General features: G+C 44.7%; 17 protein-coding genes. 11 read left to right on the top strand and 6 right to left on the bottom strand.

Annotated features, from left to right (window positions below):
* Positions 1-12 precede the first annotated feature (12 nt).
* From L1D21_RS08260 to L1D21_RS08240, 5 genes are all read left to right on the top strand, one after another.
* The gene (locus L1D21_RS08260; protein ID WP_345773510.1) at positions 13-2,337 is read left to right on the top strand and encodes a DNA internalization-related competence protein ComEC/Rec2; all 2,325 of its coding nucleotides are present in this window, start codon (positions 13-15) and stop codon (positions 2,335-2,337) included.
* Positions 2,338-2,365: 28 nt separating this feature from the next.
* The gene (gene msbA / locus L1D21_RS08255; RefSeq protein WP_239844756.1) at positions 2,366-4,180 is read left to right on the top strand and encodes a lipid A export permease/ATP-binding protein MsbA; all 1,815 of its coding nucleotides are present in this window, start codon (positions 2,366-2,368) and stop codon (positions 4,178-4,180) included.
* 3 nt (positions 4,181-4,183) lie between these two features.
* A complete protein-coding gene (gene lpxK / locus L1D21_RS08250) occupies positions 4,184-5,203 on the top strand; it encodes a tetraacyldisaccharide 4'-kinase (protein WP_239844755.1) in 1,020 nt (339 codons plus the stop codon).
* Positions 5,193-5,372 (top strand): Trm112 family protein, encoded by a 180-nt coding sequence (locus L1D21_RS08245; RefSeq protein WP_239844754.1) that lies wholly within the window; start codon positions 5,193-5,195, stop codon positions 5,370-5,372. Before lpxK ends, L1D21_RS08245 begins: the two co-directional genes overlap by 11 nt.
* Before the next feature lie 153 nt (positions 5,373-5,525).
* On the top strand, positions 5,526-6,254 hold the full coding sequence (locus tag L1D21_RS08240; RefSeq protein ID WP_239844753.1) for a serine/threonine protein phosphatase: 729 nt from the start codon (positions 5,526-5,528) through the stop codon (positions 6,252-6,254).
* A gap of 106 nt (positions 6,255-6,360) precedes the next feature.
* Here L1D21_RS08240 and L1D21_RS08235 read toward each other — a convergent pair whose 3' ends face one another.
* The 6 genes from L1D21_RS08235 to L1D21_RS08210 all read right to left on the bottom strand — a co-directional run bounded on the left by L1D21_RS08235 (position 6,361) and on the right by L1D21_RS08210 (position 17,912).
* Entirely contained in the window at positions 6,361-7,725 is a 1,365-nt protein-coding gene (locus tag L1D21_RS08235; RefSeq protein WP_239844752.1) for a sigma-54 dependent transcriptional regulator, read from the bottom strand.
* Positions 7,726-7,849: 124 nt separating this feature from the next.
* Entirely contained in the window at positions 7,850-8,731 is an 882-nt protein-coding gene (locus tag L1D21_RS08230; RefSeq protein ID WP_239844751.1) for an MBL fold metallo-hydrolase, read from the bottom strand.
* A 142-nt stretch (positions 8,732-8,873) separates the two neighbouring features.
* On the bottom strand, positions 8,874-11,933 hold the full coding sequence (locus L1D21_RS08225; protein ID WP_239844750.1) for an efflux RND transporter permease subunit: 3,060 nt from the start codon (positions 11,931-11,933) through the stop codon (positions 8,874-8,876).
* The gene (locus L1D21_RS08220) at positions 11,930-15,175 is read right to left on the bottom strand and encodes an efflux RND transporter permease subunit (RefSeq protein ID WP_239844749.1); all 3,246 of its coding nucleotides are present in this window, start codon (positions 15,173-15,175) and stop codon (positions 11,930-11,932) included. Before L1D21_RS08220 ends, L1D21_RS08225 begins: the two co-directional genes overlap by 4 nt.
* 14 nt (positions 15,176-15,189) lie before the next feature.
* Complete coding sequence (locus L1D21_RS08215) at positions 15,190-16,254, bottom strand: efflux RND transporter periplasmic adaptor subunit (protein WP_239844748.1); 1,065 nt, start codon at positions 16,252-16,254, stop codon at positions 15,190-15,192.
* Between the two features lie 371 nt (positions 16,255-16,625).
* Positions 16,626-17,912: a citrate synthase gene (locus L1D21_RS08210; RefSeq protein ID WP_239844747.1), complete on the bottom strand. Its 1,287-nt coding sequence runs from the start codon at positions 17,910-17,912 to the stop codon at positions 16,626-16,628.
* A 412-nt stretch (positions 17,913-18,324) separates the two neighbouring features.
* On the opposite strand from L1D21_RS08210, the gene sdhC reads away from it, so the two are divergent.
* From sdhC to odhB, 6 genes are all read left to right on the top strand, one after another.
* Positions 18,325-18,720 carry a succinate dehydrogenase cytochrome b556 subunit gene (gene sdhC / locus L1D21_RS08205; protein WP_239844746.1) on the top strand — a complete coding sequence of 132 codons (396 nt, stop codon included), beginning with the start codon at positions 18,325-18,327 and terminating at the stop codon, positions 18,718-18,720.
* The gene (gene sdhD / locus L1D21_RS08200; protein ID WP_239844745.1) at positions 18,714-19,061 is read left to right on the top strand and encodes a succinate dehydrogenase, hydrophobic membrane anchor protein; all 348 of its coding nucleotides are present in this window, start codon (positions 18,714-18,716) and stop codon (positions 19,059-19,061) included. Before sdhC ends, sdhD begins: the two co-directional genes overlap by 7 nt.
* Entirely contained in the window at positions 19,062-20,828 is a 1,767-nt protein-coding gene (sdhA, locus tag L1D21_RS08195; protein ID WP_239844744.1) for a succinate dehydrogenase flavoprotein subunit, read from the top strand. It begins immediately after the preceding gene.
* 10 nt (positions 20,829-20,838) lie between these two features.
* Positions 20,839-21,546 carry a succinate dehydrogenase iron-sulfur subunit gene (locus tag L1D21_RS08190; RefSeq protein ID WP_239844743.1) on the top strand — a complete coding sequence of 236 codons (708 nt, stop codon included), beginning with the start codon at positions 20,839-20,841 and terminating at the stop codon, positions 21,544-21,546.
* Between the two features lie 214 nt (positions 21,547-21,760).
* On the top strand, positions 21,761-24,583 hold the full coding sequence (sucA, locus tag L1D21_RS08185; RefSeq protein ID WP_239844742.1) for a 2-oxoglutarate dehydrogenase E1 component: 2,823 nt from the start codon (positions 21,761-21,763) through the stop codon (positions 24,581-24,583).
* A gap of 31 nt (positions 24,584-24,614) precedes the next feature.
* A complete protein-coding gene (gene odhB / locus L1D21_RS08180; RefSeq protein ID WP_239844741.1) occupies positions 24,615-25,811 on the top strand; it encodes a 2-oxoglutarate dehydrogenase complex dihydrolipoyllysine-residue succinyltransferase in 1,197 nt (398 codons plus the stop codon).
* The last annotated feature ends 90 nt before the right edge of the window (positions 25,812-25,901 follow it).

Here is a 25,901-nt window from a genome sequence, read left to right as displayed (position 1 = left end):
AAATTATTCACTATGAATCGATTTATGTTTGGCTACTGTGCCATTGTCATTTCGGCACTTTGTTGGCCGTCTTTACTTACCCCCATCCATGCTTACTTATGCATTGGAATCGCGGCAATCCTGCTTCGCTGGTCAAAACTTTTGGCAGGAGGCTTATTCGCCGTCGCCTGGGTTAGCTTATTTTCTCATCAACTATTGACCTTCCAAACCTCTGAAAATCATTCAAGTATCGAGACAAGGGCCGAAATCATATCACTAGTTTATCGAAACAGCGATCGGATCAGTGCCGATATTCGCCTATTAGGTGTAAATAGTTCCACATTTGTACAGCGATATATGCGCGTTAATTGGCCAGAAACTATTCCTGTGCGGGTAGGAGAAGTATGGCAACTACAAATTCAGCCTAAGCCTATCGCCAGCACACTCAATCAAGGCGGATTTAATCGTCAGCGATACTACCTTTCTAAACATATTATAGGGACGGGAAAAGTGATTATAGCCGAGCGTGTGATGGCGACAGAAAATATTCGCACTCGGTTTAATCATCACATAATTGATAAGGTGTTGCCATTGAGTAATGGCGATTTGTTATTGGCGCTGATGGTAGGTGATAAGCAGTTCATTACCGATGAACATTGGCAGGGGCTGAGACAGAGTGGGACAGGCCATCTTATTGCCATCTCGGGATTGCATCTGTCGGTATTAGCATTGTGGGCGCTGTTTATTGCTCGATTAATGTTAGCTCAGTTTAATGTGACTCAAAGCATCGTCAATCTCAAATTGGCGGCAATGATGGCTTTGGGTTTATGTATTGTGTATGCCTACTTGTCAGGTTTTTCCTTACCCACTCAGCGGGCATTGATCATGTTGGCATTAGTGATAGTACTGAGCTTTCTGCGACGCTATTCCACCTCGTTTGAGCGCTTATTGTGGGCGTTATTTATTGTATTGTTGATCGACCCATTGAGTATGATGAGTGCAGGATTTTGGCTATCTTTTGGTGCCCTGGGCATTATTTTAAGCTTTATGCAGCAGTTGGGAGGAAATAAGGATGTACCCGCTCGATCGATGCGCAAGAGAATGACCAAAAAGGCGTTACAGTTTTGGTCGCTGCAGTGGCGTCTGAGCCTTTTACTCGGCGCATTACAGATGTTGCTTTTTGGTGGTGTTGCTCCCTATGCTTTGTTGTTTAATTTGCTGTTTGTTCCTTGGTTCAGTTTAGTGGTAATCCCACTGACATTCATCGTCATGCTGCTAAGTTCGGTGGGATTGGCAACTCAAGGGATATTAGTTGGATTAAATAGTACAATTTCGCCATTGACTTGGAGTTTTCATCAGCTGCAGCATCTGCCATTGACTTGGCTTAGCGCCTCAGAGGACTTATCTCTAGCGCTGCTGTTTTTATTATTAGCCTTTTTTCTACTGCGGTTGATTACTAAACCGCTATGGCGTGTCTTGGCTTTAGTATTTTTGTTGCCAAGTGCTTTACTCATGGCGCGACCTTTTGTGGATATTAATAACCGGTCTAACTGGAAGTTACACCTCTTAGATGTGGGGCAGGGGCTCAGCGCTATCATCGAACGTCAGGGGCGGGTGGTTATTTATGATACCGGCGCCGCTTTTGGCGAAGATTTTAGTTACGCAAAACGTGTGATTATTCCTTTCTTACAATATCAAGGTATAGATAGTGTCGATTATCTCATACTCAGCCATGCTGATAACGATCATGCTGGCGGTGCCCAAGATTTGCTCAGTCAATATCCCGGTTTGCAGTTAATTACCGATATTGAAATGCCATTTTCCGTGCTACCTCAACCAATGAGTTGTCGGCCTAAGCACCTTGTGTGGCAAGGATTAAGTTTGCAGATATTGGCACCTCGTGAGCCTAGAGCAGGCAATAATGGTTCCTGTGTGCTTAAAGTCAGTGATGACCAATATCAGCTTTTATTGCCAGGAGATATTGAGTCAGAAGCTGAACAGGAACTAATACAAACATATGCAGCTTTTGAAGGCAATGTGCTGACCAGTGATGTGCTTGTGGCACCTCATCATGGCAGTAATACCTCTTCAAGTGAGGCGTTTATTCATGCCGTTTCCCCGCAATTAGTCTTGTATCCTGCAGGTTTGCATAATCGTTATCACTTCCCTAAAACCACCGTCGTCGAACGTTATAAAGTGGCTCAAAGCGAGCAATATATGGTCGGGCGTAATGGACAATTAAGTGTGATTTTTGAACAAGATGACTTAAAGGTTCGTGGCTTTAGGTATGATATTTCACCATTTTGGTACAATCGGGTGTTTGAATTTGGTCTGTTAGAGAATACTAGAGTAGAATAACCATTTTGCATCAATAATAGATTTTTGAATGACAAACTCTTCTAAAAGTGAAGTGAGAGCCGTATTTCTTCGGTTACTGACTTATCTCATCCCGCTAAAAGGGGTGTTGCTACTTTCCATCTTTGGACTCGCACTCTATGGTCTCGTGGATGCAACCTTCATTTTTTCTATTAAGCCTTTTATCGACCAAGGTTTTGCGAGTAATGTTCCCACCACGCCAGGTATGGCAACAGGCGTGGATTTAGGCCTTGGTGGCGGATTTAATTCAGACAGTGACGTGCTTAAAATGGCTCCCTTCGTGGTAGTCGGCCTATTTACCTTACGTGGTCTGGCTAACTTTCTATCTACTTATGGTATTTCCTATATCAGTGCGCGCATGATCATGGATATGCGTCAGCAAGTTTTTGAGCATTATTTGAAATTGCCTGTGAGTTATATTGATTCTGAAAGTAGCGGCAATCTTATTTCTCGAGTGACTTATGATACCGAACAGATCGCTAGAGCTTCCGGGAGCGCGTTAATTACCTTAGTCCGAGACGGCATTACGGTTATCGGAATGTTGGCGGTGATGTTTTATAGCTCCTGGAAATTATCACTGTGTATCTTAGTGGTTGGGCCGTTAATTGGCTTAGTGATCTCCATTGTCAGTCGCCGTTTTCGTCGTATTTCAAAGCAAATCCAAACGGCAATGGGTGGAGTAACTTCTGTTACTGAGCAGATGATCAAAGGCCATAAAAATGTGTTGGTTTTCGGTGGTCAGAAAACCGAGTCGGCGCGCTTCTCGAAGGTGAATGATGGAAACCGTTCGCGCACGATGAAGTTGGCGCTTGCTCAGGCGATCAGCCAGCCGCTGATCATGATTATTGGTTCCTTCGCTTTAGCGTTTGTTATTTATGCTTCCAGTATTGATAGTTTACGTACCGAATTGACCGCGGGGACTTTCGCGACCATCTTGGCGGCCATGCTCGCAATGTTGGCACCGATCAAGAGCCTGACTAAGGTTAACGCGGAATTTCAGCGAGGTATCGCCGCTTGTAGTACGATTTTTGAGGTGTTAGATACACCGGCCGAAGTCGATAATGGCACTTATGAAACTGACAGAGTGACTGGCAAGTTAAGTTTCAATAAGGTTGATTTTCGCTATAACAACCAAGAAGGTTTGGCTTTAAATCAGATTGATTTCACGGTGAATCCTGGTGAAACCTTAGCCTTGGTTGGCCGCTCAGGCTCAGGCAAGTCTACCATAGCGAGCCTTATCACCCGTTTTTATTCCGATCTTGCTGCTGGCGATATTACATTAGATGAAGTCAGCCTGCGTGATTACAAATTATCTTCACTGCGTCATCAAGTAGCATTAGTGTCACAGCAAGTGACCTTAATTAATGACACCATCGCGGCCAATATCGCTTATGCCTACCCAGGTGAAGTCACCGAAAATATGATTATAGAGGCGGCCAAATTGGCTAATGCTTATGAGTTTATTGAGCAGATGCCGGAAGGGATCCATACTCAAGTGGGTGAAAATGGAGTCATGCTTTCTGGTGGTCAACGTCAACGTATCGCCATTGCCAGAGCCATTTTACGAGACGCACCATTGCTGATATTAGATGAAGCGACCTCAGCCTTGGACACAGAATCTGAGAAGGCAATTCAAAACGGTTTGGATAATTTGCGTCAAAATCGCACTTCCATAGTGATTGCACACCGCTTGTCGACCATTGAAAAGGCCAATCAAATATTGGTGATTGATAAAGGGCAGGTGGTAGAGCGTGGTACGCATGCGGAGCTTTTGGCGCTTGAGGGTGTGTATTTTAATCTTTATCAGATGCAGTTCGGCAGCTAATCGATGCAAAGCTTTATCAATCGTTTATGGTATGGCAAACCGAGTTTACTCAATGTCATTACTGCTTTGCTACTATTGCCTCTGAGTTTGCTGTTTTATCTGCTCTCCAGCTGTCGGCGGTTAAGTTTTCGCTTAGGTTTCAGCAAAGCTTATCGCTTGTCGGTTCCTGTGATTGTGGTGGGAAATATCACTGTCGGTGGCAGTGGCAAGACCCCCACTGTTATCTATTTAATTGAGCTACTTAGACGCCAAGGGTATCGCCCAGGGGTTATTAGCCGTGGTTATGGAGTCGACTTTATCGGAACCCGTTTGGTTAAAATAGGAATGTCACCGAATGAGGTGGGCGATGAGCCTGCGATGATCGTCGGACGCACTCATGTGCCAATGGTGATTGGTCGAGATAGAGTAGCGGCGGCGCAGCAGTTGCTGGCCGAAGCAGAGGTCGATATCATTATTAGCGACGACGGTTTACAACACTATCGATTACACCGTGACGTTGAGTTATTAATCCTTGATGGTGAGCGTCGTTTCGGTAACGGTTTTCTTTTACCCGCTGGCCCACTTAGGGAAGGCGTCTGGCGCCAAAAACAGGTGGATTTCACCATAGTCAATGGTGAGCACTGTCTCGAGAGGGAGTTTGCCATGCAGCTGTTACCCTCTGCGTTTAAGCCTGTTGTAAGTGATAACCTCGATGAGTTCCGCCTTGAGTCTGATGCCGTAGCCTTAGCCGGTATTGGTAACCCACAACGTTTTTTCGACACTTTATCGCAACAAGGCATTAGGGTTTCCCAACATTACAGTTTCGATGATCATCAGGCGTTCAGTTTGAATGACATCGAATCAGTGGCGGCGGATAAACAAGTTTTAATGACCGAAAAAGATGCGGTTAAGTGTCGCGAATTTGCAACACAAAACTGGTGGTATCTGCCGGTTGATGCCAAGATAGACGCAAGATTTGATCAGCAACTGTTAGCTTTGCTGCAACAAAAGAAAATAGAACAAGGAAATAACCATGGCGTTTGATAAGAAGCTTTTAGAAATTGTTGCCTGCCCAGTATGTAAAGGCAAATTAGAGTACCAAAAAGAGAAGCAGCAACTGATCTGTAAGGTTGACAGACTCGCTTACCCGATAGATGAAGGTATTCCTGTGTTATTAGAAAACAAAGCATCGCCTTTAGAAGAACAAGTTTAATCCCCCCTCTAATTTGCGCGCTTAATTTAGCGCGCAATTTATTTTTTCTAACAATTTTTTGTTTGCTGTAGTGAGTCTTTACGATATTAGTTTATTATTTACCAATGGATGTGGTTTCACCTAGCTAGATGAATGGTGAACATGGAGGTGAATTTGTCTGGAGTTACAATTAAATCAGCCATTAAAAAAACGCTACGCGAGAATCAAGGCGAGCGAGCAGTGAGTTTTGAATTTGAAGGACAGCGTTATTGGTTAAAACAAATTGAACAACCAACAGGGGCAATGCGTTGGTTAAAAGCTAATCCTATCAAATCTTTACGTTTAGAAATTGCCAGTTTACAAACCTTTCAACAAACCAATGCACCTGTGGCCAAGTTAATCGATTTTGGGGATAATTATCTGGTGGTTTCCGATGTTGGTCATTCCTTGAATCAGTTTTTATTTACCGATAGCTCGGCAGATGAAAAGCAGGCAAGTTTGATAGCCAGTGCAGTTGCATTAGCTAAGTTACATCAGCAAGGTTTTTCTCATGGACGACCAGTATTGCGCGATATTTGCTGGAAAGAGGGGCATGCGTTTTTTATCGATTTTGAATCTCATCAATTAGGTACGGATATTGATAAGCAGCAGCAACGGGATCTGCTGGTTTATATCCATAGTCTGTTTCGTTACCTTGGTCCGCAGCTAGATATTATCGATCCGGTTATTGAGGCTTATCGCCTGCATGGTGGCGAGTCTATTTGGCAAGCTAGTCAATCTAAGATACTTCGCTGGCATTGGGTGCAGTACCTGTTCTTACCGTTTAAAAACTTCGGTGGTAAAGATCTACGTCCAGTGTACTGGTTATTTCGCCATTTCAAATTAGCCGGAAAGCTTAGCTAAGCGATTCATCAGATACACCTTGGATAAAGTGGGGAATTGTGTTGTCTCAACAAATATAAATATTATCGACAATTTTTAGGAACTGTTTGAATCGCCATACTTTGCTTCATAGCTTAATTTTGCATTTTTTGACGAGTCGATAAAAAGTACTACGAGAGATATTTAGTTCTCTGGCAGCGGCAGAGATATTATGGCTATTACGTTTTATTGCACTGAGTAATAACTCTGTGTCAATTTCAGTGCGATGCTTGGCTAAATGGATCACCTTTGAGGCTGTAGGTGATTCTATGTGTTCTAATCCTAAATCCTCGGCAGTAATACAGCCCGTATCTGCCATTATGATCGCCCTTTGTATGCGGTTTTTAAGCTCTCGAATGTTCCCCGGCCATTGATATTCATTCATTGCGAGGTAAGCATCATGACTAAAACTGAGCGACTGATTCACTGTTGATAGTTTGTCTAGGTAAGTATCGGCCAGCATGGGAATATCCGATTTATGCTGGCGTAGGTTGGGTGTTCTAATTTGTAATATATTGATGCGATAAAATAAATCTTCACGAAAGTGTCCTTCTTCTACAGCGTTTTCTAAATCGACATGGCTAGCAAAAATGATCCGGCAGTCCACATAGGTGGTTTTGTTTGAGCCTAAACGTTCGATGTAATGGTCTTCTAAAAAGTGCAGTAGGTTAATTTGTAACTCCAATGACAGATCGCCAATCTCATCCAGAAATAGTGTGCCATTATTGGCTCTTTCAATGTGGCCGATATATAGCTTATCGGCTCCGGTAAAGGCGCCTTTTTCGTGGCCAAATAGTTCGGAGTAAATCAGCCCTGGTGGTAGTGCGCCGCAATTTACGGTAACAAAAGGACCTTCACATCGTGTCGATAATGAATGAATAAATCGCGCACATAAGTCTTTACCTGTTCCGGTTTCCCCACCGAGTAGTACGGTTTCATCGCTATTAGCCACCTTAAGTAACTTGCTTTTTAGCTGCTGCATAATGGCAGATTGGCCGAAAATCAGTGGCTGTTTGTTATCAAGTAACGCCTTGGCGGGGTAGGATTGATTTTGTATAGCCATTCCATGAAGGTGACCAAGGGTGTGATTAAGACGTGACCAATCGATAGGAAGATGATGATAATCTAAGAAATGATCAGCAATACGCACTTTAAGTTGCGCTAAAGGGCACTCTTTATCATGGGAGATTGCCATCCATAAGAGGAAGGGAAATTGTGTTTTTAGTTGTTTTACCGCTTTGATGGTCGATTGTTGATTGAGACGGTCTACAATAGCAATGGCCACATAACAGGTTTGATTATTGAGTTTTTTCTCGAAGCAAGCGATTGAGTTTGCATGAATAAAATGCCAATGGTGATGGTCTTGAGCATTTGTTAGGCATTCCTTTCCCGTCAGGTTTAATACCAGTACGTAACGCGCTTTATCAGCATCACTTACATTACCATTACTCAAGGAAAATCCTTTGTTCAAGCTAAGAAATTAGCGAGAAAACATACTTCAATTTTAGAAAAGGCTAGGGGATTAGCAAGGATTGTGCTGTTGAGACGCCACAACTCGGACGTCTCATCTAATGGGATTATGATTGATTAAGATCTTGATATAACGTTTTAATCCAACGCTCATCAGGGATAAAACTCCAGCCCCAACCTTTAAGTTCTTCGGGTACACCTTGTTGTTGAATTTCCTCTAAGGTTTTTTGGCTTTCAAGTTGTACTCTCATCCAGTTGATAGAGGCATCTAACATCTGTTTAAAGCGGATTAAATCAGACTTTGTGGCTAGCTCACCGTGGCCTGGAATCACTTTGGTTGTATCATCAATACGCTTGATGATGTTGGAGACGCTGTCTCTGTATCCAAGGACCGAGCCGCCAGCGTCGAGATCGACATAAGGGAAGTGATCCTTGAAAAACAGATCTCCCATATGCACGACCGATTTATCTTGCCAGAGTACAACGCTGTCGCCATCAGTATGGCCGGCACCAAGGTGAATAAGCTGTAGTGTGTCACCATTAAAATGGATGTTGATGCCTTGATCGTAAGTGATCGTGGGTAAGCCTTGTGCTTGGTATTTGTCATTGCCAGCTAAACGTTTAAGTACATTGTCGTGGGCGAAAATTGTCCCGGTTTCACCAAATTTATTGTTACCGCCAGTATGATCGCCATGATAATGGGTATTGATGATGTAACGAGGTTTTCCGGCTTTTATTTCGGCCAGTGCCGCACTAATTTTATCCGCCAAAGGCGCGAATTGATCATCGATAATGATAATGCCGTCGCTACCAACAGAAACCCCAATATTACCGCCGGCCCCCGTTAGCATATAGCTGTGTTCTGTGAGCTTTTGGGGTTTTACCTCAACGTTTGCAAACCTGTCTTCAGCAGCGATACTACAGAGACTGAGTGTGGTCAGGCTTATGGATGCAACAAGACAGGCGTTGTTTATCTGTTTTCTCAACATGGTTTAGACCCTATTTGTATTAAGCGTTATGTAAGCGCGCGTTTAGGTTAATTTATATAGTTGCCTAAAATAAAGACCGCAACAAGCGGCCTTTAATTTATTTAACCATTATTCACAGGTTTTATTACCACAGCGTTAAAGTTTAATGTGCCCATGGCATGAGTCTACGGGTGGTGCGATCCGCTTGCCCCAACTTTATTGCAGCTTGATGTCTGGTGCGGTACAGGGCTTGGTAGCACAAGGGCACTAAATATAAGCTGGTTAAAGTTGAAAAACTTAAGCCCCCGATAATCGCTATTGCCATTGGCGAGTATGCCGGACCTCCGCCACCCAGTTGGGTTTCGCCCATGGCTAAGGGTAATAAACCAAGTACGGTTGTCGCCACTGTCATGAGTACAGGTCGCAGGCGAGTGATACACACCTTATTGATAGTATCTGACAGCTTATCTAGCTCTGGTGTTTGCTGATTTATCTGATCGACCAATACGATACCGTTGTTTACCACGATACCCATTAAGATCAAAATACCGATCATTGCCATGATGGAGATTGACGTTCCAGTAGTAAGCAAAGCCCAAAACACCCCAGTGATTGAGAATAAAATGGAGGTGATAATGGCGGTTGGCAGTAGCAGAGACTCAAACAGTGCCGCCATTACGATATAGATCATGGCGATGGCCAATATCATATTGGTGGCCATTACCGCTTGTTCCTCATCTTGACGTTGGAAGCCACCGCGCAATGAGTAACCATAGCCAGCAGGGAACGACACGGCTTGCATTACTTGTTCGATAGCTTTTTGTGCCTCTTCAGTCGTCAGCTTATCTAGGTTGGCTCCAATGGATAATGCCGTTTGACGATCGTAATGACGAATGGTATCAAATCGAGGTTGAATACTGATATTGGCTAAACTTTCTAAAGTGTAGACGCGGTTACCTTGTCGAATCACGGGTAGCTTTTTCAACTTCTCTAAGGACTTTTGCCACTGTTTTTCAAAGGCTAATTCGATCCGCAATTCACCGCTGGGATCATGTCTAAATGAACGTAGAGGAGAGCCTCTTAGTGCGATAGACACATTTTGCGCCAGCTGATTTAAGCTAAGATCAAGTCTCGCCGCCATGGTGCGGTCGAGTTCAATAACAACTTCTTGCTGAGTGCCATTAAGTTCTGAGCGAACGTCAATTAACCCTTCGACATTAGACAGTAGCGGGATCACTTGTTCACTAAGATTGATCAACTCTGTGGTTGAGCGACCCGTTAGCGTCACACGAATACCATTACTGTCGTTGCCCCAGCCAAATTGAGGCTTCGCCACTGAGAATTTAGGAAAACCTTCACGAATCTTGCGCTTTAGTGCTTTGATATCAAACTCTTTATCTTCTTGCAGGATCAAAGTTGATGACGCATTGTCGGCCGCATAGTAGCTATAAACTGAATCGAGATAGAACTCATCCTTATGAGCATAAAGATAGTTTTCCATATTATTCACTATCGCTTCGGTGACATCTAAGCTGTGACGACCCTCTATTTGATAATTAATATAGAGTCGATTATTGCCTTCACCGTCGGACTGATCTTGTTGAACCAATTGAAGTGGAATGACTGTCGAGGCCAGCATTAACAGTGCAATAGCGCCGGAAATCTTCGGATGGTGTAATACCCAACCAAGACTGCGTTGATAGAAGTTTTGTAACTTATTGGGTTTTGGGTCGGTATCTATGGTGAAGTCGAGCTTACTCAACATCAAGGGAATTAAGGTCTTAGCCACTAACAGTGATGCTGCCAGTGAGATACAGATGGCAATTGCAACGTGCTCTAGGAAGATAGTTAGCTGTACTTTTACGCCAAATATATTGGGCAGAAATACGATGGCTGTGGTCAAGGTGCCAGCCAAAACGGCTAGCGCGACTTTGTTCACTCCAGATAAAACTGCTTGTTGTGTACTCACAGTTTCATCACTCGCATTATTTTGCTGTTTTTGCTGAAGTACGCTTTCACTGACCACTACGGCGTTGTCGATCAACATACCCACGGCCAACAATAACCCCATCATCGAGAGAATATTAAGGCTGTAACCTAGGAAATACATGCCAGCCAGCGTCATACACAGAGAGATGGGTACCGATGAAACTACGACTAAGGTCATCTTTAGGTTACGTAAAAACAGGTACAGTACGGCGAAAGAAAGCAGCGCGCCCATTAAGCCTGCGGCCAGTAGATCTTCAAGAGAGGATTTTACGCCTGATGCCTGATCTTCCATGATGTACAGCTTAATGCCATTAAACTGCTGATCTTGTTTTGCCGCTTCGATGACCTTAAGTACACGATCGGATACATCCACTAGGTTCGCACCAGACTCTTTAAATACATCCAGTCCTACGGCGTAATTTTGATCGAGATGACGGCCATCTAAACGTTCTGGCAGGGCATAACGCACGCTGGCTATATTGCCTAAGGTGATCCCTGGGATTAATACCAGCGAATTTATCTCGTCTAAATCGCGAAATTCGCCTTTGGGTGACACTTGATACACCTTGGCATTTGCCCTAAGCGTGCCAGCACTAACAATAAAGTTTTCTTGGGCTAGACGCGATTGCAATTGCTGCACACTGATGCCACTGGCGCTGAGCTTATCGGCATTAAGTCTGATCTCTATCTGCTTTTGTTCGACCCCATAGAGACGAACTTGAGATACACCTTCTACTCTTTCTAGCGGGCGTTTTAGCTGTTTATCTAACAGATCGAACGCACCAGAAAGCTCCCTGTCACTGGAGATTCGAATGGTCAGCACTGGCATGTCGGCGGTAGAGAATTGTCTTATCAACACTCGCTCGACATCTTTTGGGAGCAGGTGTCGCACAGCATCGACTTTTTCGCGTGCTTCTAAACTCTTGGTGGAGACATTCTCACCCCATTTCATTCGAAGCTCTATTTCGCTACCATTTTGTGATGAACGTGAGCGCAGCTCTTCAATGCCGCCCATAGTAGCCAGAGATTCTTCCAAGACATTGGTGATCTCTCGCTCTACTTCTGCGGGAGTAGAGCCTTTGTAAGGCACTTCTATCATGACCTGTGGAATATCGATGCCAGGAAACATCTCTAATGGCAGTAATCGGCTTGAGGCGAGTCCAAACAGCAAAATTGCCACGAAAAACATGCTGGTGGTGACAGGTCTGCTGATCGCTAAACGGGTGATATTCATTGTGCATCTCCCGTACTTGCAGCAGTTTCTGGAGTGAACTGCTTACGGTCAAACAGGGCGTACAGTGCAGGGATCACGACTAAGGTAAGTAAGGTGGCCAAACAGAGGCCGAAGATCACTGTGATCGCCATTGGTGCTCGTACTTCACTGCCATCACCTAAACCAAGAGCCATAGGTGCTAGACCCAGCGCTGTTGTCATTGTGGTCATCACAATAGGGCGCAGGCGTGATTTCGCAGCCTCCTCAATGGCTTGGCGTTTTTCTACACCTTGCTGACGCAGCTGATTAATTCTGTCTACCAAGACAATGGCGTTATTGACCACAATCCCTGCCAGCATGATAAGACCAATAAATACCACTACACTCAAATGGGTTTGGGTGATAAACAGGCCAAAAATACTGCCACCGACGGCCATGGGTACCGCAATGAGGATCAGCAGTGGATGGATCAAGGATTCAAACTGACTCGCCATTACCAAATAAACCAAGAATACGGCTAACACTAAGGCAATTTGAAGTGACTGGAATGAGTGCTCCATCTCTTCATTTTGCCCTCCAAAACGTACTTGGATCGATGTAGGAAGTTTTTGCTGGCCAATAATATCTCTGGCTTCTGCCACAGCTTCATTAAGATCACCATAGGCTAAATTTGACGACACAATGGCCACTCGTTGCTGACTGATGCGGTTAATGGCGGATGGACCTAAATCTAATGAAACTTTTGCGACAGCACTCAACGGAATAGGCTGATTACTATTGGGGTTGATGATCATCGAATCGATATCACTGATTTGGTCGCGCTCATCTAACTCACTGCGTACCAAAATATCAATTTTTCTGTCTCGAACTGTGTATTGACTGGCAATGGTGCCGCCAATGCGTTGGGCAATACGGTTGGCTACGGTCGGTGCATCCATACCAAGGGCTGCAAGACGGGCATGGTCGAAACGAATACTCAGTTCCGGTTGGCCGTCACGGAGGCTAGTGTTTACATCGGCAAATCTATCCGATTCAGATAAGACTCTGACTAAGTTGTCGGCAGTGGATTTCAGCTGGTTTAAGTCATAACCAATGACCTCGATTTCAAGCGGCGTTTTGAAACTGAATAGCTCAGGATGCTGAATGGTGGCTTCCAATTCTGGAATACGCATGGCGGTGCGGCGCAGTTGTTTGGTTACCGCATCGAAGGCTTGATGGTCGGCCAATACAACCTGGAGACGCCCCCAGTTTTCGCCACCACGAGAGGTATCAGAGGTCATTAAACCGCCACTACCAGCCTGACTATAAGCATGTTTTACATCGTCTCTGTCTTTAATCGATAACGCCAAGGTTTGCAGCACTCGGTCTGTTTCGGTGACTTCTGTACCAGGTGGTAACAAGACTTCGACATAAAACTCACCTTGATTCATCGGCGGGATTAATTCCATACCTAATTTGGGAATAAGTGTCATGGTGGCGGCGGTAAGGCTGAGGGCAATGGCTAAAGTCACCCAAGTGAACCGTAGCGCGTGACGTAACAGCTTGTGATATACCGCTTCGATAAGGTGATAAAACCAGTTAAACAGTTGGCTGACGGGACGCATAATAAGACCAGCGAGCCAAGAAAACCCTCGGGTTAACATTAATACCAAGGTCAGCAGCAGCGAAGGCAAGTAGCTAAACAACACCACAAATGGAAATGAGCAGATGGTGGCACTGTAGTACTTCACTTTAGCCATTTTGGTGGTTAATAGTGGTTTTTCGTTTCGTTTTATCAGTTGGGGCAGAGCTGTGAATCCTTGTCTTGAGGCCAACATTGGGATTGTGGTGAGTGCCACGAGTAATGACGCGAGTAGGGCAAAGGTGACGGTTAAGGCTTGATCGGAGAATAAGGCTCCAGCTACGCCATCGACAAAAACCAGTGGTACGAATACGGCCAGAGTGGTCAATGTTGAAGCGAAAATGGCTCCTGCCACTTCTTTAGTACCAGTGACCGCAGCATCGAGTTTACTCATGCCCAGTTTTTTGCAGCGATCAATATTCTCTAGTACCACAATAGCGTTATCTACCAACAAGCCTACGGCGAGCGCGATTCCGCCTAGGGACATGATGTTGAGACTGATGCCTGCAAAATACATCATATTGAAGGTCGCGATAACCGAGAAGGGGATTGAAATAGAGATGATTAAGGTCGGCACTATGTCGCGTAGAAATAGGTAAATCACCAGCATAGATAATAAGCTACCAATCAGTGCGGCAGAGGTTACTTCACTGACGGCACTTTCGATAAACTCAGATTGGTCATAGATGACTTGCAGCTGATGATTTTTATTAAGCTTATTTAACTCTGCCAGTTTTGCATTTATTTTACGTGCTACGGCAACGGTATTGGCATCACCCTCTTTATAGATAGCCAACTCGATAGATTCTTGTGAGCCGATGCGGGTCACATCGATTCTATCTTTATGACTATCGATAATATCGGCTACTTCAAACAGGCGAACCAGAGTGTGGTTATCGCGATAGACGATGATTTGTCCAAGTTCTTCTAAGGAATTGAACTGATTTAAGGTTCTAACCAAATATTCTTTATCGCCTTGCACCACTTTACCGGCTGAGAGGTTGATATTCTCTGCGGCAATACGCTCGCGAATTTTATCGGCATTTAGATTTAATTGGGTTAGCTTCTCTTGGTTAAGTTGAATATGTACTTCTTGCTCTAGGCCGCCAGATAAGCGCACTGCCGCTACACCTGACAGGGATTCAATTTGTCTTTTTAGCTCCTCTTCGGCAAAGGTGCGCATCTGTTTTAGCTCTTGAGTATTGGCATCTGGTACAGATAAAGCCAGTCTAACTATGGGATCTAAATTAGGGTTAAAGCGCAGTAGTAAGGGCTTTTTAACATCTAAAGGTAGCTCGATGGTATCAAGTTTTTCACGAACATCTAGGCTAGCCATATCCATGTCTGTGCCCCATTCAAACTCAAGCACGACATCAGACATACCCGAGCGAGAAATAGAGCTAATTTTACGTAAACCTTTGACTATCCCAGCCGCCTCTTCGATGGGTTTAGAGACTAATTGTTCGACTTCAACAGGGGCTGCACCTTCATATTGGGTACGAATGGTGATGGTAGGATAGCTAAGATCCGGTAGCAGTTTTACCGCAAGGCGAGAAAACCCCACCATACCGAATAAAATCACCGCTAACATGAACATCCATACCGATACAGGTCGCTTAACGGAAGTAGTAATTATCGACATAATTGCGTTTCCCGTTATTGTTTCGCAGTTGCGACATCAAGAGGTGAGATCACTTCGACTAACGATTGATCCTTCAGGTTCTGTTGGCCGCGAACCACAATTTGTTCGCCAGGTTGGATACCTGAGACAACTTCTACTGTGTCGGCCTCGCGGTAGCCCAGTGTGATTTCTCGGCGTAAAGCGTTTTCGCCATCAATAACATACAGCGCATATTGGTTATCTTGGTTGACGACAGCGTTGTATGGCACAGTGATCACATTAGTATGTGTGTCATATCTTAGTTCGACCCGTGTAAACATACCGGCTTTGAGTTTGGCATCTTGATTCGGTACCGAAAGCGTTACTTTGAAGGTTCCGCTTTGTGCATCGACGATTGGACTAATCCGTAGCACATTTGCATGAATGCTATCGTTAGTCTGTTTATTAATAAACAACTGGGCTTCTTGGCCTAGGCGAAGACGGTTGAGTTGGATTTCGGGAAGGTGAACAATGCCGTAAAGTTCATCTTGATTGACGACATAAAATAGTTGCTCAAATTCTTTTGCCATGTTGCCCGCTTTGACGTAACGCTTTGCGATAACACCATCAATAGGTGAGCGGATCATGCTTTCTTCGACATATAGTGCTGCAAGGTCGCGCTTAGCAATTGCCGCTTGAAGGTTGTATTCGAGTTTAGCCATCGAGTCGGCGCTAACAAACTCTTTGTTGGTCATTTTTTTTAAACGGTTAAGTTCTTGTTCAATAATTTCAACTTCTGCCTGTGAGCGGGCTAAATCGTAACGTTGGCGTTTGGCATCAATCACAGCCAGTAATTGACCTTTTGTCACTCGATCGCCTTCTTCTACTTTGAGATTTTCAATAAGGCCAGCAATACGGGTGACAACATTGGCTTCTTGTGGGGCTTCTAACGTCGCGGTTGTGCTGTAGAAAGAGGAGACATCACCTTGAGATACAGTGGCGGTTTCGACCGGAATGGCGTATTTCTCTTCTTCTTTAACTTGTTCCTCATTTCCACAGGCGCTTAATAGCGAAACCAAAAGCAGTGAAACGGCAATTTTAGATTTTGACAAAGATTCCATGTGAACATACCTAATTTATTTTTCCAATTAAGACCTAATAAGCATGTGTCATGCCAAAAGTGTAAAACTAAATATAATCAATGTTTTGACTCGTATTTGTGCGTTGTTGTAATTTCGGTTTTACGCAAATGTAGTGATTATGTTTACCTTTTGAGGGTTTTGACCAACTGCTCAATAGTCAGTTTAGTGATTTTTTTGCGACATTTTGTATCGTTTGCTTATTTGAGAGAGTTTGTTGCTGTAGAGGGGCGAAGGAGTGAGAGGATTGTTTGTGGATGATTGAAATGGCTAAGGGCGGGCGATGATATTGACTGTACTTATTCCATAAAAAAAGCGCCAAAGAGGCGCTTTTTAATCGGTTAACTCTGCAATTAACGTTTGTCTAAATCAACAAAGTCACGTGCTGGAGCACCAGTATAAAGCTGACGTGGACGACTGATCTTATGTCCTGGTTGGTCTAACATCTCTTTCCAGTGTGCAATCCAACCTACGGTACGAGCTAGCGCGAACAATACAGTGAACATGCTAGTTGGAATACCGATGGCTTTCATGATAATGCCTGAGTAGAAGTCAACATTTGGATAAAGCTTCTTAGACACAAAGTATTCATCTTCCAGTGCAATACGTTCAAGTTCCATTGCTACGTCGAGTAGTGGATCTTGTACTTTAAGCTCAGCAAGGACTTCGTGACAGGTTTCACGCATCACTTTAGCGCGAGGATCGAAGTTCTTGTAAACGCGGTGACCGAAGCCCATCAGACGGAATGGATCGTCCTTATCTTTAGCGCGAGCAATAAACTCAGGGATACGGTCAACAGTACCGATCTCTTCGAGCATATTTAGACAGGCTTCGTTTGCACCGCCGTGAGCAGGGCCCCATAGCGAAGCGATACCTGCTGCGATACAGGCAAATGGATTTGCACCCGATGAACCCGCAAGACGAACTGTAGAAGTCGATGCATTTTGTTCATGGTCAGCATGTAGGATAAAGATACGGTCCATCGCACGTTCGACGATAGGGTTAACCTTGTATTCTTCACACGGTACAGCAAACATCATGCTTAGGAAGTTACCTGCGTAACTAAGGTCGTTACGTGGGTAAATAAACGGTTGTCCAACTGAGTACTTGTAGCACATAGCCGCAATCGTTGGCATCTTAGATACCAAACGGAAAGCAGCAATTTCACGGTGATGTTCATCATTGACATCCAGTGAATCTTGGTAGAACGCAGATAACGCACCAGTCACTCCACATAGCATCGCCATTGGGTGAGCATCACGACGGAAACCACGGAAGAAATGAGCAATTTGCTCGTGAACCATAGTGTGATTTTTTACGGTATGAACAAACTTCTCATATTGAGCTTTGCTTGGTAAATCACCGTAAAGTAATAAATAACACAGGTCTAAATAATCAGATTCGACGGCAAGTTCGTCAATTGCGTAACCACGGTGTAAAAGTATACCTTGGGCGCCATCAATATAAGTGATAGCTGATTCGCAGGATGCAGTTGCTAAAAAACCTGGGTCAAATGTGAAATGACCTTTGCTACCGAGTTTACTGATGTCGATGACATCAAATCCTGCCGTTCCTTTCTTAATTGGCAGATCGATCGAATCGTTCCCTGGTAGTTCTAATTTGGCTATATTATCAGCCATACCCCGTTCTCCTTACTTCATTCTTATGTGAGTGCGGCTTGTTAAGCGCCAATACTTTACAGCGAATCTAGATCACATTTCAATTCAAATAACGGTTTAAATTCGTTAGACCATGGTCTTAATTTATGCTAAGCCCCAGATATCAAGGGCTCTTAGTCGATTTTTTTCTCAAAAAAACAAAATTTGCATAATGTGACGTTTGTATTTGACTTTTTGCAGGCGTATACTTGCTCCCGCTCGAAAGAGCAACAAACAAACCTAATCATAAAGGCTTTTTAACAAGACTTAATTAGTGTTTTTTGAATTAGTTAACTGTTTGTTTCAACTTTTCTTTTGTGGCGAGACGAGGTAGTAAGGTTGCTTGCTGGTGATATTTCGTTCGAAAGAGGTTCAATAACAAAAATAATGCTCAATGGAGCAGAGTGAGCAGAACGTGAAAAAGCAAAGACCTGTCCATCTAGATCTGCAGACCATTCGCTTTCCTGCAACAGCGATTGCGTCAATCCTTCACCGTATCTCCGGTGTCATCATGCTGTTTGCCGTCGGTATTCTTATTTGGTTGTTGAGTGAGTCACTCGCATCCGCAGAAAGTTTCGCTGGCATCCAATCTCTTTTTGATAACTTCTTCGTTAAGTTTGTTGTCTGGGGAATTCTAACCGCACTTGGTTACCATCTGGTTGTGGGCGTACGCCACTTGATCATGGATACCGGTCGCTGGGAAGAGTTAGGCTCAGGTAACGCATCTGCGAAAGTCGCGTTTGTTATTGCAGCGGCACTGTCAATTATTGCGGGGATTTGGGTATGGTAACAAATGCAGCAAGCCTTGGGCGCAGCGGCGTTCATGATTTTATTCTTATTCGTGCTAGTGCAGTTATCCTTACCTGCTACACCATCTTCTTGGTAGGGTTTATTGCCGCTAGTGCTCCACTCACATACGACATTTGGCACGGCTTATATAGCACTCTGCCAATGAAAGTATTTACGCTTCTAGCACTGGTTGCCGTACTTATCCATGCGTGGATTGGTGTTTGGCAGGTGTTAACTGACTATGTTAAATGTGTCAGTGTGCGTGGTGTACTTCAATTTGTCTTCGTCGTGGCTGCCTTCAGTTATTTGGCCGCGGGCATAGTTATTGTGTGGGGTGTTTAAGTGAGTATTCCAGTTCGTGAATTTGATGCAGTTGTTATCGGCGCTGGTGGCGCGGGTATGCGAGCTGCACTACAGATTTCTAAAGAAGGTAAGAGCTGTGCGCTTTTATCTAAAGTATTCCCAACACGTTCTCATACGGTTTCTGCTCAGGGTGGTATTACAGTTGCCCTAGGTAACGCCCATGAAGACCATTGGGAACAACACATGTACGATACGGTTAAAGGTTCTGATTTCATCGGTGACCAAGACGCTATCGAATTTATGTGTCAAACCGGTCCAGAAGCCATTATCGAACTTGAGCATATGGGTCTGCCATTCTCTCGTTTCGAAAACGGTAAGATTTATCAGCGTCCTTTCGGTGGTCAATCTAAGAACTTTGGTGGTGAGCAAGCGGCACGTACCGCTGCGGCTGCTGACCGTACTGGTCATGCCTTACTTCATTGTTTATACCAACAGAACGTAAAGCATAAGACAGAAGTTTTCTCTGAGTGGTATGCACTCGATCTCGTTAAAAACGAAGACGGCGCCATTGTCGGTTGTACTGCAATCGAAATTGAAACCGGTGAAATCGTTTACTTCAAGTCTAAAGCAACCATTCTGGCAACGGGTGGTGCAGGGCGTATTTATGCCTCTACCACTAACGCTCACATTAACACGGGTGACGGTGTTGGTATGGCGATGCGCGCTGGCGTGCAGATGCAAGATATGGAAATGTGGCAGTTCCACCCAACCGGTATTGCGGGTGCGGGTGTATTGGTAACTGAAGGCTGTCGTGGTGAAGGTGGATACCTTCTCAATAAAGATGGCGAGCGTTTCATGGAGCGTTATGCGCCAAACGCGAAAGACTTGGCTTCTCGTGACGTTGTTGCTCGTTCAATGATGACTGAGATCCGTGAAGGACGTGGCCTTGACGGCCCATTAGGTCCACACTGTTTATTGAAGCTGGATCACTTAGGTAAAGAGACCCTTGAAGCTCGTCTTCCTGGTGTTTGTGAATTGTCACGTACCTTCGCTCATATCGATCCAGCAGATGGTCCAATCCCAGTGCTACCGACTTGTCACTATATGATGGGTGGTCTACCAGCCAAAGTGAGCGGTCAGGTTATTCGTAAGAATGATGATGGCAGCGAGCACGACGTAGCGGGTCTATTTGCCGTAGGTGAGATTGCCTGTGTATCGGTACACGGTGCCAACCGTCTTGGTGGTAACTCACTGCTCGATTTAGTGGTATTTGGACGTGCGGCGGGTCAGCATTTAGGTAAAGCGCTAGATGAGACCGCAACCCCGAAAGATGCAACCGATGCCGAAATTGCTAAGTCACTCGAGCGTCTTAACCGTTGGGAAAGCAATAAAGACGGCGAAGATCCAGCTAAGATTCGTAAAGACTTACAGCTTTGTATGCAGCTTAACTTCTCGGTATTCCGTAGTGGTGATGCAATGGCTGAAGGTCTTGAACAACTTAAAGCGATTCGTGAGCGTCTTGCTAATGCTAAGTTGTCTGACAACTCTAAAGAGTTCAATACTCAACGCATCGAGTGTCTTGAATTAGACAACTTGATGGCAACAGCGATTGCAACTGCTTATGCAGCTAACTTCCGTACTGAAAGTCGTGGTGCGCATTCACGTGAAGATTACCTCGAACGTGATGATGAAAACTGGTTGTGCCACAGCCTGTTTGACCCAGTTTCAGAGCAGATGATTAAGCGTGATGTGAACATGGAGCCTAAGCTACGTGCAGCATTCCCGCCAATCAAGCGTACCTACTAAGGAAGATAAGATGAATTTGAAGATTGCTATTTATCGCTATAATCCTGATGTAGACACTAAGCCTTACATGAAGGATTACACGCTAGAAGTGGCTGATGGTACCGATATGATGGTACTGGATGTGTTGATGCAGCTTAAGGAACAAGATCCTACCTTAGCGTTCCGTCGTTCATGCCGTGAAGGTGTGTGTGGTAGTGATGGCGTTAACATGAATGGTAAAAACGGTTTGGCGTGTATCACGCCAATCTCTACCTTTAAAGGTAAGAAGATTGAAATCCGTCCATTACCAGGTATGCCAGTTGTGCGTGACTTGATTGTTGATTTGACTCAGTTCTATAAGCAGTACGAGAAGATCAAACCATACTTGATTAATGACGAAAGAACACCTGCGCGTGAGCATCTGCAATCGCCAGAGCAACGTGAGCACTTAGATGGTTTATATGAGTGTATTATGTGTGCGTGTTGTTCAACCGCTTGTCCATCATTTTGGTGGAACCCTGACAAGTTCATCGGTCCTAGTGGTCTATTGCATGCTTATCGATTCCTTATCGATAGCCGTGATACCGCTACCGAAGAGCGTTTGTCTGAGCTCGATGATGCTTACAGCGTATTCCGTTGCCACGGTATCATGAACTGTGTGGATGTTTGTCCTAAAGGGCTAAACCCAACTAAAGCAATTGGACACATTAAGTCTATGTTGCTTAAGAGAGCAGTATAAATGCCACACACTGAGCTAATTTTAATAATAATGATATAGCTCTTCGAGAGTCACTTTTCCTGTGTGAGAAGTGGCTCTTTTGTGTAATGGAAGACAAGCGCCGTGAAATTTGGACTCTAGGGCGGCAGATATATTGCAATTGCAGTGCGATTAACTGGGATTGCATTTTTAAGACTTTGGCTAAACAAGTGTATAAAGTTTGAAAGGAATAGAAATGCACCAAGGCATCATGAAAGCCTGGCTCGAATCGTCTCACTTAAGTGGTGCGAACTCGACCTATGTAGAAGAGATGTATGAAGCCTATCAAGAGGACCCTCAATCAGTTGGTGACGACTGGAGAGCGGTATTTGATAACCTCCCATATGCCAACGGTGCAACAGCAGATGTGCCCGAAGCTGCCCACTCTAAAGTACGTGAATATTTTCGTAGTTTAGCGTTAGAAGGTCGTCATAAGAGCTCAGCTCGTATGACTGATCCTGATGTTAATGCTAAACAAGTTAAAGTTCTGCAGCTGATTAACGCCCACCGATTCCGTGGTCACCAGAATGCTAATCTGGATCCTCTCGGAATTTGGAAGCGTGAAACTGTTACTGAACTAGCCCCAAGTTTCCACGGGTTAACTGAAGAAGATATGGATCGTGAATTCAACACGGGTTCATTTGCTCATGGTGGTGACACTATGAAGCTACGTGATCTAGTGGGTGCCTTAAAGGCCACTTATTGTGGTTCTATCGGCGCCGAATACATGCATATCACAGATACTGATGAGAAGCGTTGGATCCAGCAACGTTTGGAGCCCTCTCTAGGTAGAGCCAATTACGATAAGTCCACCAAAACCCGAATTCTTGAAGGCCTAAACGCTGCAGAAGGAATGGAAAAGTATCTTGGCGCTAAGTTCCCAGGTGCTAAGCGTTTTTCACTCGAAGGTGGTGATGCGCTTGTTCCTATGATGCGCGAAATTATTTATCGTGGCGGTGAAGCGGGTACCAAAGAGATGGTTGTGGGCATGGCTCACCGTGGTCGCTTAAACCTGTTGGTCAATATTCTCGGTAAGAAGCCTTCTGAACTATTCGATGAGTTTGCTGGTAAACATAGTGATGAATTGAGTGGTTCTGGTGATGTTAAATATCACCAAGGTTTCTCATCTGATTTCGAAACGCCAGGTGGCAACGTTCACTTAGCACTGGCTTTCAACCCTTCACACCTTGAGATTGTCAATCCAGTGGTTATGGGGTCTGTACGTGCTCGTCTCGACCGTCGAGGTTGTAAGACAGGTCGGCAAGTGATGCCAATCACCATTCATGGTGATAGTGCGATTGCTGGTCAGGGCATTGTACAAGAGACATTTAACATGTCACAAACCCGCGCATTTAAAGTGGGTGGTAGCATTCGTATCGTGGTCAATAACCAAGTGGGCTTTACCACTAACTTGACTGAAGATACTCGCTCGACTGAATACTGTACCGATATCGCTAAGATGGTTCAGGCACCGATTTTCCACGTGAATGCTGACGATCCAGAAGCGGTTGCTTTTGTAGCGCAAGTGGCGGTGGATTACCGTAACGAGTTTAAGCGTGACGTGGTCATTGATTTGGTTTGTTACCGTCGCCATGGTCATAACGAAGCCGATGAGCCGAGTGCAACTCAGCCTTTGATGTATGCCAAAATCAAGAAGCATCCTACACCACGTAAGATCTATGCTGACCGTCTTATCGAAGAAAGTACATTAGGTGCCGATGAAGTCACCGGTCTTATCAACGATTATCGTGATGCGTTAGATAAGGGTGACTGTGTGGTTAAAGAGTGGCGTCCAATGACGTTACATACGGTAGATTGGACTCCTTACCTCAATCGTGAGTGGGACGAAGATTATCCAGCACAAGCACCGCTTGAGCGTCTGAAAAACCTGGCTGATAAAATTAGTTATGTTCCAGAAAGCCACAAGCTTCAGTCTCGCGTTGCCAAGATCTATAAAGATCGAGTTGCTATGGCAGCGGGTGATAAATTACTCGATTGGGGCTTCGCCGAAACCTTAGCTTACGCCACAATTCTTGAAGATAAGAAGCGTGTTCGTATTACAGGTCAAGACTCTGGTCGCGGTACTTTCTTCCATCGTCATGCCGTGTTGCACAATCAAAACGATGCTACTGCTTATCTACCACTGCGAAATGTTGATGAAGGCCAAGGTCCAATTGATATTTCAGACTCAGTGTTATCAGAAGCCTCAGTACTGGCTTTTGAATACGGTTATGCTACAGCTGAACCTGGCGGATTAACGATTTGGGAAGCCCAATTCGGTGATTTTGCTAACTGTGCTCAAGTGGTTATTGATCAATTCCTATCATCGGGTGAACAGAAGTGGGGCCGTTTATGTGGTCTGACTATGCTGTTACCTCATGGCTATGAAGGTCAGGGGCCTGAGCACTCTAGTGCACGTTTAGAGCGTTTCTTACAGTTGTGTGCGAATCACAATATGCAAGTGTGCGTTCCTTCTACACCGGCACAGGTTTATCACATGTTGCGTCGCCAAGTGGTTCGTCCTATGCGTCGTCCATTAGTGGTGATGTCTCCTAAGTCACTGCTGCGTCATCCACTGGCGGTATCAACATTGGAAGAGTTAGCCGAAGGCACTTTCCAAAATGTGATCCCTGAGATCGATAACATCGATAGCAGCAAAGTAGACCGTGTGGTGTTCTGTAGTGGTAAGGTCTATTTCGAGTTACTCGAGAAGCGTCGTAAAGAGAACCTTAATAATGTTGCACTCATTCGAGTTGAGCAGCTTTATCCGTTCCCACATGACGATATGACTAAGGTACTTGAACAGTATCAGCACGTTAAAGATTTTGTTTGGTGTCAGGAAGAGCCACAGAACCAAGGGGCTTGGTATTGTAGCCAGCATAACTTCTGGTCTGTGATCCCTGCCGGTGCTCAGTTAACCTATGCGGGTCGTGAAGCTTCTGCGGCACCGGCTTGTGGTTATCCATCACTGCATGCACAGCAACAAGAATCTTTAATTAATAGCGCATTAAATCTGTAGTATTAGACAATTTATAAAAGGATAGCTTTCCATGAGTATCGAAATCAAGGTACCCGTACTGCCAGAATCTGTTGCTGATGCAACCATCGCCACATGGCATGTTAAAGCTGGCGAGCAAGTGTCTCGTGATCAAAACCTAGTCGATATCGAAACCGATAAAGTAGTACTAGAAGTAGTTGCTCCAGAAGATGGTTCAATTGTTGAATTTCTTGCTGAAGAAGGTGATACCGTTTTAGCTGAAGCGGTTATTGCCAAGTTTGTTGCTGGTGCTGTGGCAGGTCAAGAAGTGACTAAAGCTGAAGCTGAAGCTGCAGCGCCTCAGGCCGAAGCTAGCGCAAGTGACGAGTCAAATGATGCGCTAAGCCCATCAGTTCGTCGCTTAATCGCAGAGCATAATGTTGATGCTTCAAAAGTGAAGGGCACGGGTGTTGGTGGTCGTATCACGAAAGAAGATGTTGAAGCTTTCGTTAAATCTGCTTCAGCAGCTAAGCCTGAGGCAGCTGCTGCAGCGGTTGAGCCTCTAGCAGAACGTAGCCAGAAACGTGTTCCTATGACACGCCTGCGTAAGACGATTGCAAACCGTCTACTTGAAGCGAAAAACTCAACTGCCATGTTGACGACCTTCAACGAAGTCAACATGAAGCCAATCATGGATATCCGTAAGCAATATCAAGATATCTTCGAAAAGCGTCATGGTATCCGTTTAGGTTTCATGTCTTTCTATGTGAAAGCGGTGACTGAAGCACTTAAACGTTTCCCAGAAGTGAACGCTTCTATCGATGGTGACGATTTGGTTTATCACAACTACTTCGACGTGAGCATTGCCGTATCGACTCCTCGTGGTCTGGTGACTCCTGTATTGCGTGACACAGATACCATGAGCCTCGCTGAAATCGAAAAGAATGTACGTGAATTAGCCATTAAAGGCCGTGACGGTAAGTTAACTGTTGAAGATATGACCGGCGGTAACTTCACTGTGACCAACGGTGGTGTATTTGGTTCGCTAATGTCGACGCCAATCCTTAACTTGCCGCAAAGTGCGATCTTAGGCATGCATGCCATTAAAGATCGTCCAATGGCCGTTAACGGTCAGGTAGAAATTCTACCTATGATGTACCTAGCACTCTCTTATGACCACCGTATTATCGATGGTCGTGAGTCTGTTGGTTTCTTGGTTGCCATTAAAGACTTCCTAGAAGACCCAACTCGTCTGCTATTAGACCTGTAAGACGACGTTGATTTGATGTCTATCGTTTGGGTAGACATCACCCTCGCTACTGGCTCATAAGAGTTGGTTGGATTTAGAATAGAAGTATAT

Origin of the sequence: Shewanella sp. Isolate11 (assembly GCF_022398315.1) — a bacterium.
Classification (GTDB): Bacteria; Pseudomonadota; Gammaproteobacteria; order Enterobacterales; family Shewanellaceae; genus Shewanella.
The sequence above is the reverse complement of the archived record's forward strand: the minus strand, read 5'-3'. Positions and strand labels throughout refer to the sequence as shown.